This is a genomic window from Gelidibacter japonicus, assembly GCF_010725055.1.
In the GTDB taxonomy this organism is placed as follows: Bacteria; Bacteroidota; Bacteroidia; order Flavobacteriales; family Flavobacteriaceae; genus Gelidibacter; species Gelidibacter japonicus.
Genome location: NZ_BJKB01000007.1, coordinates 70,110 through 82,640, shown reverse-complemented (window position 1 = coordinate 82,640; position 12,531 = coordinate 70,110). Strand labels below are relative to the sequence as shown.

Genomic DNA, 12,531 nt, shown 5'->3' with positions numbered 1-12,531 from the left:
TTATGAATTAGCGATCGTTTTCTATGAGTTGGGTCAGTGCAATAAACTGCTGTACGCTTAACTGTTCGGGGCGTTGGTCAAAGATAAGGTTTGATTTTAAATTTTCGGATAAATCGAATGACTTTAAACTATTTCGGAGTGTTTTACGACGTTGTTGAAAGCCTGTCTTTACCACTCTGAAAAATAGCTTTTCATCGCATGGGAGTTTATAATTTGTCTTTCGGGTCAGAAGTAACACTCCCGAATCTACTTTTGGGGGCGGATTGAATACCAATGGCGGCACCGTAAAAAGGTATTCGGCGTCGTAAAAAGCCTGAGTAAGAACTGAAAGAATACCATAGACCTTACTCCCTTCTTTAGAGCATATCCGAAGTGCTACTTCTTTTTGGAACATCCCCGAAAACTCGGGGATTTGATCACGCATCTCCAAAGTTTTAAATAGAATTTGTGATGAAATATTATAAGGAAAATTTCCGATGATGGCAAAAGGTTGATCGTTAAAAACGTCTTTTAGGTTATACTTTAAGAAGTCTTTTTCAATAATCCGATCAACGAGATTTAGGTAGTTGTTTTTCAGATATTCTACAGACTCAGTATCAATTTCGATTACATGCGTAATGATGTCTTTTTTCAATAGATATTTGGTCAGGACACCCATGCCTGGGCCAATTTCCAACACATGGTCATAACCTTTATAGGAAAGGGAATTCGCAATCTTTTCAGCAATGCTTTCATCGGTTAAAAAATGCTGACCAAGATGTTTTTTTGCTCTGACTTGATGATCTTTTGACACAGATTTATAGTGATTTTGAAAAGGTTAGAAGCTTAAAGCCTGTCTGTCGAAGCGCGAAGTTAGTGAGAATTATTTTTGGAGATGCAAAGTTCGGTTTATTTTTCTTTGTTCTCAGGGACCTGGATGTGAGGCTAATCTATCTGGTCTGAATGAGGAAACTCAGATTTTTAACGGAACAAGGTCATTGTATTCTCTTGCCGTTAAATCAGTTGAATTTTACGCTATATTCATCAATGACTTCCAATTCTGTGCGGAATGCCAAAACTTTATCACCAAATTGGGCAAATGCGTCTTGACGTAGTTTGGCAGCATCATTAGTGTAGTAATTGCTGAGCGCCTCACGAGATTTTGCTCGGTACTGAACGGAATAGGTAACGCTTCCCGACTGATTATCGACCAAAACTTTAGTGAGTTTTGCTTCCGTAAAATGGCCAGTTGCCAAAACCTGAGGAATATGTTCTTTGATCCAGACAAGCCATTGATCGTGGATGCTGACATCTATATTGGAGGTGACGTTGTATATGATCATGGTATCAGTTTTTCAAATTTATGGACCTTGTTTGCTGATAAGAAAACAAATTTCTATCACTGTGATAGAGAATTTATCACTATAGGCAATAAGGATTTACAAATAACGGAACTTCTGTTTTTTTGAACGAAGAGTTTACTGTTTTTTTAGTTCTAAATTCTTCATTTTAATACTGAATGAGTTGAATTGACGATTTTTCTGGTTAAAAATTAATTTATCGAATCCCCACGCAACATCCTGAACTTCTTCCGTGCTTCCACAAAATAGATACTGTCTTGATGGTTAAAGATGATTTTTTCATATAAAGCTTTGGCCTTCTCAGGTTCAGAAAGAATGTTATTGTACAATTCTGCCAAATGATAATAGGCATCGTCGGCTAATATGCCATCACTGTAATGGGCTATAATGGATTCGTAATTTGAAACGGCTTTTTCATATTGCTTTTTTTGAACAAAGAGTTCTGCTTGTTTAAATAGGGCCTGGTCCTCAATGCTTTCGCCTTTGTGTTCCGTCAGTACTTTGTCTAAGAGTGATATGGCTTCATCAGGTTTATTTTGAAATGCCATCAAATCGGCTTTGGCGTAGAGTTTTAACCCCACATGAAGTGAGTCTTCGTATTTATTATCAGAAATTAGGAGTTTTAAATCTAATGCATCATTGGCAATCAGCTGTGAGGTGGAGGATTTTAATATTTTTAATTGGGATTCTGCCCATTCAAAATCACCTTTATAATAACTCGTTTTTGCCACTTTAAATCGGGCTTCCTGTGCAAGTACACTGTTTTTTACGTTGGATTGGATTTGTGTATAATAAATCAAACCTTCGTTGAATTTTTCTTGAAACACTAAAATGTCGGCCAACTTCATTTTGACCGTTGCCTGTTGAAAGGGCGAAAGGTTGAGTTTTAAACTTTCCTTTAAAAAGTTGCTCGCTTCTTCAGACCTGTTTAAATGGAATGCGAGAAAATTGCCATATGCTATTTGAAGCCCCAAAGTCTGTTCAGATAGGCCATAGGTTGAAAAAAGTTGATTGTATTTGTCTTCTATTTTGGGTAAATCTTTTGGACTTGCATCGGTTGTTTCAATATCCAGTAGATATTGGTTGGCAGTCAGAATTGTAGCAATATTTTGAGTGTTTTCCAAAACATAATTGAAAATCTCAGTGGCTAGGTCGCTTTCTCTATCGCTGAGTGTGGTGAGCGCCAATTCAATAATGCGATTTAAACTTTCGCGTTGACGCATATACAAAGCTTTTTCTTGGGTAAAGGCTCTGTCGTAGGCTTTCTCTTGGATAAACAACCAACTAAGCATTTCGTACCAATAGGTGTCTGGTTGGATTTGAATTTTTTTGAGGAGTAGTCTTCTTAAGAGCAAATTATTCTCATTGTCCTTGTTTTCTGAAATAAAATCGCTGAACTCTCTTTTGGCACTGTTCAAAAATTCAGGCCTGAATTCTATATAAGCTATATAGTTGGTGAAAAGCATTTCAATATTGCCCTGTTCTCCATACACATTTGCCAATTCTCGATTGTAGTTTAAATTAGGATCAAGTGCCATCCCTTTTTCATAGGTTTTAATGGCATAATCCAGTAGGGAATGTTGCTCAAATTGTCTGCCAATCAAAGGCGCATAGTCAGCGCGTTCCTCAAGCTTTGAGATGGCTTCCTCATAACATTCGTTGGCCTTGTCCATGTCGCCCTGTAATTGATAGTTGTATCCTAATTCTATGACTAATGATGGATTTCTATACACGGCCATCTTGGATTTGATGAGCGATTCTGCAGCATCAAATTGTTCTAATTCCTGATAGGTTTTGATCAAATGGAAAATGTAGTAATAATTATTGGGTTGGGTCTCATATAACTTTTGATATGATATGAGTGCCTTCTCAAATTCACCACGTTTATAATAATCTGCCGCCAATTGTTCTTCGTCGCTTTGCGAAAACGAAAGGCATCCAAGAAGAAGGAAAAGGAGACAAACGAACTGTTTCATGAAGCTAATTTATGTAAATATAACCACTTATAGTCGAAGGAATTGTGAATGTTTTTATAAAAAAAATGCCTAAACGTGAGTTTAGGCATTACCATCAAAATAATTGTGCTATTAACCATTAATTATAAAATGATTCAAATATCTTGTTTGGTTTTCTTAAGTATTTTTGAGCGACGGGCTATATTTTAAAACAAAACTTTGATTAATAATACCACTAAGGATATAATTATTAAAATACGGACAAAATTTTTCATCGTTGGACAATTTCAATTTGGGAGTACTAACTTGAAAATTTTTTCCATAAAAACAAAAAAAAATGCCAAATATTCGTTGAACAACGTGAATATTTAGCATTTCATCGAATTTACGTATATTAATTCCTACAAATTAGATTTTATTAAATCCAGTATAAGGGATCAAAACCTCGGGGATATTGATACCATCTTCAGTTTGATAATTCTCCAAAATCCCAGCCAAAACTCTAGGTAAAGCTAAAGAGCTTCCGTTGAGTGTATGTGCCAATTCATTTTTTCCTTCAGAATTTCTGAATCGCAATTTCAACCGGTTGGCCTGAAAAGTTTCAAAATTTGAAACTGATGAGATTTCCAACCATCGATCCTGTGCTGTAGAGAACACTTCAAAATCGTAGGTCAACGCAGAAGTAAATCCGAGATCGCCCCCACACAATCGTAGGATGCGGTATGGTAATTTAAGTTCATCTAAGATTTCTTTTACGTGATCAACCATGCCATCTAAAGCCTTATAAGAGTTATCTGGATGTTCTACACGTAAAATCTCTACTTTATCAAATTGATGCAAACGGTTTAATCCTCTTACATGAGCGCCGTAACTTCCAGCTTCACGTCTAAAGCACGGCGTATAACCTGTGACACCGATAGGAAGGTCGGATTCATTCAGTAGCTCGTCCCTAAAGATATTAGTCCCTGGAACTTCAGAAGTAGGAATCAAATAAAGGTTGTCTTCCGTAACATGATACATTTGGCCTTCTTTGTCTGGTAATTGCCCAGTACCAAAGCCAGACGCTTCATTGACCAGAAGCGGCAATTGATACTCAGTATAACCTGCAGCGGTATTTTTATCCAAAAAATAAGAAATCAATGCCCGTTGTAATTTGGCGCCTTTACCTTTATATACAGGAAATCCAGCACCCGTGATTTTGTTTCCCAGTTCAAAATTAATGATGTCGTATTTTTTTGCCAATTCCCAATGTGGCAAAGCCTTGTCATGTAAGGTTGGAATGTCTCCTTTTCTATATACCTCTTCGTTATCATCTTCTGTACTTCCGGCCGGTACACTTTTATGGGGAACGTTTGGAAGTTTATAGAGTAATTGGTTTAAGGCTTCTATTGTCGCGTTAAGATCGTCTCCAAGTGTTTTTGAAGACTCTTTTAGCTCTCCGGTTTTTTCTTTTAAGGCATTGGCTTTTTCGGCTTGTCCGGATTTATACAAGTTTCCGATTTCTTTAGATAAGCTGTTGGACTCTGCCAAGGTGTTATCCAATTCCGTCTGTAGGCGACGTCGGGTTTCATCTAAGGCAATGACTTCATCAATCATTTGCGTAGCATCAAGGTTTCTTTTTTTTAAACCTTCAATCACTTTTTCTCGGTGATCTCTAATAAATGGTACTTGTAACATAATTTTAAATTTGATGTCAAAAATAAGGAAATTTTAGGCGTCTGTTTGAAGTCTTTGAATTTCAATCAAAATAATTATTGTCTTTTATTTCTCTTGAGGAGTTTTCCTGTTTAGAGGGTCTCAACCATTCGCTGTGTCTGAGCGGTTGCCATTTTACGCTGCCCAGGTCAACCTCAGGGTCAATGAGTTGCCTAAGCTCTCCACCATTGACACGAATGGACGAATTGACATACACCTTGACGTCCTGACCTTTTTCTGCAAACATTTTTTTTAGACGTTGGGCAAATTGCCAAATAACGTCAGGTTTGGTGCTGACGGTCCGCAGTTGTTTTTTACTGAGATAATCTTCAATTTGTATTGGAATCTGCACATTGGTTTCTGCATCAATGACCCTAAAAGTCGTGTGCCCACTCTTGGCACGAAGCATCATTCGCCATGACAAACGGTGGCCTTCTTCTGTCCAGAGTACATCATCTTTAAAAAACCAATGGCGAAGCGGTAATCCAATTTGAACAATAAAGTAGATGATAAATACTGCAACAAATGGTTTGTGGTAGCTTGGGACGATAACTTCTTTCTCATCATAATAGGGTTTCCGCTTCAAAAAAATACGGTGTATGGTTTTGGTCGGAAAAAAGAAGAGAACCAGAGCTAAGGATAAGTAAGGAAAAATGCCAATTTGAAAAACGTAGGAATTGAACAAATGAAAGAAAATAGAAGCGAAAAAAGCAAATTTACGTGTCGGCTTCCAGAGTAATAACGGAATAATTAAGGCATCAAACAAAATGCCTACATAGGCAATCGTATAATGTGTCCATTTTTGTTGTAGGATTTCGCCTACTAAAAAGAGATCTTTCTTACCTTTCATCAACACTTCAGCTACCGTAGCATCCAGCCAATCTGGGTAAATTTTGGCAATGGCGCCGTAAGTGTAAACAATAAACATTTGAAATATAAATATCAAGGCGCACCAACGGGGCATTGAGATCATCTTGATTTCTGGATGCAACCTGGCATCGACAGAGAGATATTTATGAGCCGGCTGAAAAACCATCATGGTACTCAACAGAATCAATAAGTAATAATGGTTGTTATAAGATGATTTCTGCATCAAATAGGTGCCTGTCCAAAGAATGGTAAAAACAATAATGCTCCATCGGTATTTATAGCCTACCATGACTAACAGTCCGCAAAGGCCCATCACGCCATAGTAAAAATACATGCCATTTCCTGGAAGGGGCTGAAGCCATTCAAACCCAATAAACGAAAATGTTTGTTGTGGCTCTATCAGTGTTCGTCGGATCCACCCTGTGTAGATGGAGCCGATGCTTTCCATGAAAATGAGAAATCCGAAAATAATCCGGAATACAATAAGTGCGCTATTGTCTATATGTTTAAAGAGCAGCTTATGCATTGAGCGCTGATATAATCTGTTGGGCGTTTTTTTGATCTTGTCTCAATTGTGCGATAAGGGCTTCAACCGAATCAAATTTATGTTCATCTCTTAAGCGGTCCAAGAAAATTATTTTTAATTCTTGATTATAAAGATTTTCTTTGAAATCGAAAAAATGGGCTTCTATGGTTTTTTTATTGGCATCAAAGGTGGGATTAACGCCAATGTTCATCATCCCATAGATTAATTTACCCTTATACATTGACGACACTACATAAACCCCATTTTTGGGAATTAGTTTATAGGCATCAGCTACGTGTATGTTGGCGGTGGGAAATTCCATTTTTTTACCAAGTCCTTTTCCTCTGACTACGGTGCCATTTATATAGTAGTCATATCCTAAAAATGAATTGGCGGTTTTGATGTCACCCGATTTGAGGGCAGTTCTTATTTTTGTCGAACTCACGGCGACATCTTCCACGTCCTGGGCAGAGATTTCTTCAACCTGAAATCCGAATTCTATTCCAAACCGTTTTAAATCGTCAATATTGGCACTTCGGTTTTTTCCAAATTGATGGTCATACCCAATGATCACGTGTTTGGCATGAAGTGTATCTACTAAAATAGTCTTGACAAACTCACGGGCGGAGAGTTCTGCAAACTCCTTAGTGAACTCTTTTACATAAATAAAGTCCAAACCTAATGCCGATAAAATCTCTTTACGTTCAGAAATGGTGTTCAACAGTTCAATATTTGGATTTTGCTGTAAGACCATTCGTGGATGGGGAAAAAAAGTGAGCACCACGGAGATCAGATTTTCTTGGGATGCTTTTTTTGTGAGTTTTTTAATGATTTTTTGATGTCCAATATGGACGCCATCAAAGGTGCCAATAGTAACTACCGATGGTGTTTTTGGGATGGAACTGTTTGATGCTGTAAGTACTTCCAATAGATTTTTTTGTAAAAATAGTTATTTAAGGGTTTAAAAAAAACTACTAGTTGTGAATTGGATCGTGAGGGGCATAATTTGAAAGGAGCATAAGCTTTGAAGAGTATTCTTCTTTAAAATTCATCACTCATCATATAGAGATCAAGACACAGTATCAGAATTTAAAGCAAGTCATAATCTCTGAACGTCAATGCCTGTTCCTATTAAAGCTTGTGTGTAAAGGTTGGACTTAAATAAAAAGGTGTTTTGATTTTTAAAAAAGTTGAGGTCTTGTGTGTTTTTTTCAGATCACAGCTAATTAAAATGATGTTTTTACAGAGATATTTCCAAATTATCGTATATAAAACTATAGTTTGCTTATGGATTCTTAAAAAACATTAACAGTTTGTTTTGTGATTTCTTTAATTTGAATGTAACTTTCACTCGACTATATATGATATCGATAAATTTCTTTAAACTATATGAAAAATAACTATTTAAAGTTTAGTTTGTTTTTTATTGTGATTTTTGCTTTTTCCATGACCTATGGGCAAAAAAATGAATCTCTTTGGACCAAGATAACAAAGAACAGTATTTCACATGATAAATTGCTACCAAAGAATTCTAACCCGGTCAAAGCGCAATACTATAAGTTGGATATGGAGGGTCTGAAGTCAAGATTAAAGAATGCCCCAGAAAGAGATTCAGCAGTTCTCTCCAAAACACTCATTGATTTTCCGAATTCAGAGGGGTCTATGGAAACCTTCAGAGTTATGGAATATTCAGTGATGCATCCTGAGTTGCAATCAAAATTCCCCGAGATTCGTTCTTATGTTGGCTATAGTTTAAAAAACTCGTCAACAGTAATATATTTCAGTGTGTCTTCAGATCAGGTGCACACCATGACCATGTCTATTGATGGGGGAACGGAATTTATTAACCCTTATGCCACTGATGGTGCCTATGAAGTGTTCTCGAGAAGAGGCGTTCCAATTGTGCAGAATTACTTTGAATGTGGTGTCATGGATGATGGGCTGTCAAATGAAATAGAGTTGGATTTCGTGTCGGCAAGAAATGCCATTGATGGTACAAGACGAACATTCCGATTGGCAGTAGGCACAAGTATCGAATATACAAATTTTCACGGCGGTACGGTTGCATCTGCTTTGGCTGCAATTAATACAACAATGACAAGAGTCAACGGGATTTATGATCGGGAATTATCCATCAGGATGGTCTTAGTGGCCAATAATAATCTTTTGATTTCGACACCTGGAAATAGTATCTTTCCGAATAATGAAAGTGTTTCATCACTAACAGGTATATTCAACGGAATTGTTGGAGACACCAATTATGACATTGGACATTCATTTACAACAGGTTCTGGAGGGGCAGCTTATTTACGTAGTGCCTGCGGAACGAATAAAGGGGGCGGGACCACGGGCTTGCCGAATCCTATAGGAGATCCATTTGCCATAGATTATGTGTCCCATGAAATAGGACATCAGCTAGGGGCAACACATACATTTAACGGTTCTGCAGGAAATTGTGGTACAGGAACAAGAACGACTGCTACCGCTTATGAACCAGGAAGTGGCTCTACAATTATGAGCTACGCCGGTATTTGTTCACCTCAAAATGTTCAAAACAACAGTAACGATTACTTCCATCAGGCTAGTTTACGTCAAATATGGACTAACATTACTACTGGCAACAGCACATGTGGTGCTTTGACAGTTACCGGAAATACAGCCCCCACGGCCGATGCCGGAGCATCGTATAATATCCCAATCTCTACACCTTTTAGGTTGACAGGCTCTTCCACAGATGTTGATGGCACTTCATCACATACCTATACATGGGAACAATTTGATTTGGGCTCTGCAGGTATACCAACAGAAACTACTGAGTTTGGTCCAATGGTGCGTTCTTTTCAAGGTACGCCAAACCCTGTGAGATACCTGCCAAAACTCCAGGATGTCCTTGCCAATGGAGGAAATTCAACAACATGGGAAAAATTGGCTTCAGTGGGAAGAGTCCTGAATTTTGTTCTTACCGTTAGAGACAATGATGCACGGGGCGGACAAACAGCTGTTGATAATATGGCGGTCACTACAATTGCCGCTGCCGGTCCGTTTAAGGTAACTTCCCAAACCTCAAATGTCACTTGGGAAATTGGATCGACTAAAACGGTCACATGGGATGTTGCCAATACCAATATGTCTCCTATCAACGCAGCAAATGTCAATATCAGGCTGTCTATAGATGGTGGTGTAACATTTCCTTATACCTTAGCATCGAATGTGCCTAATAACGGGGCCTATGAGGTTTTGGTTCCTCAAGTGACTAACACCAATACAGCAAGAATCATGGTTGAAAGTGTTGGAAACATTTTTTATAATGTGAATACATCTAATTTTAAAATCATAAGTGTCGATTATCTTCTAAATTTCACAACACCTTCAGTTACAGTGTGTCAACCAGATGATAATGCGGTCTACGATTTTATATACAATACGTTTGGTGGTTACACTCAAAATACCATCTTTTCTGCAGCGAATTTACCAGCCGGAACCACCGCTACTTTTAGTCCAGCCGCAGCAACTGCCAATGGAACTCAGGTGACGATGACGGTAACAGGTGTTGGTAGTACTTCTCTTGGAGATTATGAGATTTCAGCAGTAGGAACCTCCGGTAGTATTACAAATAGTTCTACAGTGGCGTTAAGCGTCTTCAGTAGCACAATTGAAGCCCCAGTTTTAACTGCACCTGCCAATAGTGCTTCCGGACTATACAGTGATGTGAGTTTCGCCTGGGAAGATGATGCCAATGTGGAGAACTACCTCGTGGAGATATCAACAGATAGCAATTTTAGTGATATTGTAGATTCTCAGACGCTAACAACCAATTCATATACTACTACTGCCTTGGCATTAGAAACGGTTTATTATTGGAGAGTTACAGGTTCCAATAGATGTGCGATAGGTACAACGTCTTCCGAATTTATTTTTTCTACGGGTATATCAACTTGTGATGGTCCTATTACGGCAACAGATACACCAATTGTTATCTCGGCCATGGGTTCAAATGTCTATAACTCGGTCGTCGCACTGACAGACAACTTACCTGTGACAGATGTAAATGTAAAAGTCAATATTGTTCATGCTTGGATAAGAGATATCAAAATGGTTTTGATCAGTCCTTCAGGTACTCGAGTCGTATTGTCCAACAACAACGGCGTTGATTTTGATGAAAATTACACTAACACCGTATTTGACCAAGAAGCGACAAACTCTATTGTTGGTGCCAGTGCACCTTTTACAGGCTCTTTTATACCTGAGGAAGATTTGTCAGCAATTTATGGCGAAATGTCTGCGGGGAATTGGACTCTTGAAGTCACGGATCTTTTTGATAATGATGGTGGAAGCTTAGATGAGTTTACATTAGAGCTTTGCCTTGCACAACCATTATCTGTTGATGAAAATAACTTTGATGCCTTTGCGATTTTCCCTAATCCGAATAATGGTGATTTCACTATCAAACTACAATCTCATTCAGGACATGACATCAAGGTGATAATATATGATATCAGAGGAAGAAAAGTGTTGGAAAACCGTTTTAAAGACACTTCCAGCTTCAGGGAAGTCATTCGAATGGATCATGCAGAATCCGGAATGTATTTGATCAATATCTCAGACGGATTAAAATCGGTTACGAAAAAGATTATTGTTCATTAAAGAATACCTAGTAAAGTACTAAAGCCGTCTCCATTACTGAATTAAGACGGTTTTTTTATGGACTTTTTGGAAACTGTAGAAAATACAATTCAATATTTATTTAAAAGCATTGGATTTCATTGTTTGTCATATTTCAATGTAAAACAAAAAAAAGACCCTTTCATACGATTGAAAAGGTCTGTTGCAACTTAAAGACTAACTCAAATTTTAACTTGCATTTTTATTCACACCAGTGCGTTTTTATACCTCGAGGCATACCCGCCCGTGCCGATCGGACGGGCCCCGTAGTTCTTGATTTTATAAACCTATGGTCCATCCATTCGCCCAAGCAGGTTTGGCACTGCCGTTACCTGCTCCTGTGGCATTTTCATTGATGCTGTACACCCCCGATACATCAACAGCTTCACCAGCAGTGTCTTTTCCTACAGATAGTGTGTTGACATTGTCAAATTTGACGTTGGTCGCTGCTAAACTGCCTGCAGCGACATAGCCCACACTTTCATCATGTTGAATGTCGAAGCCAGTTTTCCAGTTGCTCAGTACCACATTGTCAAATTGTGCTTGAGTACCCACTCTCAACTTGATGGCTTGTGCTTCAGAACTTGTGTCAGCAGCTCCCAAACCAACTAAGGTGAGGTTTTTAATAGTTGGGTTAGAGATTGGTGTAGCCAAATGATTGTTGGAATTGTTATCAGCCTCAATGCCTCTATTGCCTGCATTTGTTCTGATACCATACCAGTTTTCACCAGTTCCTGACCAACCTTCAGTCCAATCAAACAGATCATCACCTACTTGTTCAGAGAAATTACTTACAACTAAATATTTTGCATGTGCTGTTCCGCCGAAAAATTCAAAACCGTCATCTGAGCCTTCATGAACTTGAACATATTCTATGGTTGTACCACTGCCCACGCCGAAAAGTGACAGACCATTGAATTCTTTTTCTGAATTGTAAGCAAATCCAGAGTATTCAATTCTCAAATATTTAAGTGATCCTGAGCTGTCATTTGCGTCTCCACCGCCGTAAGTTAAATCGGATACTTCGGCAGAAGCGGTGGTGCCTTTGTTTATTGGAGCATTTCCGCACAATACCAGTCCTCCCCAAGCGCCAGGAGCATGAGTTGCGGAGGTCATAACTACCGGATTGGAAGCTGTGCCTTGTACATCAATTTTACCATTTTGTGCAACAGCAATATAACGTACTGCGGCAAAATCACCACTTGTAGCCGGAGTAGCTTCTATTTTAACACCGCTTTTAATCGTCAGTTTAGCGCCAGCGTTGACAATTAATTTTCCGGTTAATTTATAAGTTCCAGATTCCAAGATGACTTCACCTTCATTGATCTCTCCGTTAAGATTTTCACGATCTAAGACAAATGTAGTTCCACCATCATCATCTGATGGGTTGTCATCATCACTTGAACAGGCCGTTGTAAATATTAAAGCCAATAAAAGTGCTGTTCCTAAAAGTTTCGAAATTGTTTTTTTCATAATGTTACTT

Annotated in this window: 8 protein-coding genes; 1 reads left to right on the top strand and 7 read right to left on the bottom strand. The window is 38.3% G+C overall.

Translation table 11 applies throughout. The annotated features are described in order from the left end of the window. Positions 1-7: 7 nt before the first annotated feature. The 6 genes from rsmA to G6N06_RS08950 all read right to left on the bottom strand — a co-directional run bounded on the left by rsmA (position 8) and on the right by G6N06_RS08950 (position 7,314). Positions 8-793, bottom strand: a complete 786-nt coding sequence (gene rsmA, locus G6N06_RS08975; protein WP_163516047.1) for a 16S rRNA (adenine(1518)-N(6)/adenine(1519)-N(6))-dimethyltransferase RsmA — start codon at positions 791-793, stop codon at positions 8-10. Between the two features lie 205 nt (positions 794-998). Then, the gene (locus tag G6N06_RS08970) at positions 999-1,322 is read right to left on the bottom strand and encodes a DUF4286 family protein (protein ID WP_163516045.1); all 324 of its coding nucleotides are present in this window, start codon (positions 1,320-1,322) and stop codon (positions 999-1,001) included. Positions 1,323-1,531: 209 nt separating this feature from the next. Continuing rightward, the gene (locus G6N06_RS08965) at positions 1,532-3,316 is read right to left on the bottom strand and encodes a tetratricopeptide repeat protein (protein ID WP_163516042.1); all 1,785 of its coding nucleotides are present in this window, start codon (positions 3,314-3,316) and stop codon (positions 1,532-1,534) included. Between the two features lie 387 nt (positions 3,317-3,703). Beyond that, the gene (serS, locus tag G6N06_RS08960; protein WP_163516040.1) at positions 3,704-4,972 is read right to left on the bottom strand and encodes a serine--tRNA ligase; all 1,269 of its coding nucleotides are present in this window, start codon (positions 4,970-4,972) and stop codon (positions 3,704-3,706) included. Between the two features lie 61 nt (positions 4,973-5,033). Beyond that, positions 5,034-6,386 carry an HTTM domain-containing protein gene (locus tag G6N06_RS08955; protein WP_163516038.1) on the bottom strand — a complete coding sequence of 451 codons (1,353 nt, stop codon included), beginning with the start codon at positions 6,384-6,386 and terminating at the stop codon, positions 5,034-5,036. Further along, positions 6,379-7,314: a bifunctional riboflavin kinase/FAD synthetase gene (locus G6N06_RS08950; RefSeq protein WP_163516036.1), complete on the bottom strand. Its 936-nt coding sequence runs from the start codon at positions 7,312-7,314 to the stop codon at positions 6,379-6,381. Before G6N06_RS08950 ends, G6N06_RS08955 begins: the two co-directional genes overlap by 8 nt. A gap of 461 nt (positions 7,315-7,775) precedes the next feature. Between G6N06_RS08950 and G6N06_RS08945 the strand changes: the two genes are divergently transcribed. Next, positions 7,776-11,030, top strand: coding sequence for a zinc-dependent metalloprotease (locus G6N06_RS08945; protein WP_163516034.1), 3,255 nt, complete (start codon positions 7,776-7,778; stop codon positions 11,028-11,030). Between the two features lie 297 nt (positions 11,031-11,327). Here G6N06_RS08945 and G6N06_RS08940 read toward each other — a convergent pair whose 3' ends face one another. Then, complete coding sequence (locus G6N06_RS08940; RefSeq protein WP_163516032.1) at positions 11,328-12,521, bottom strand: beta-helix domain-containing protein; 1,194 nt, start codon at positions 12,519-12,521, stop codon at positions 11,328-11,330. Between the last annotated feature and the right edge of the window lie 10 nt (positions 12,522-12,531).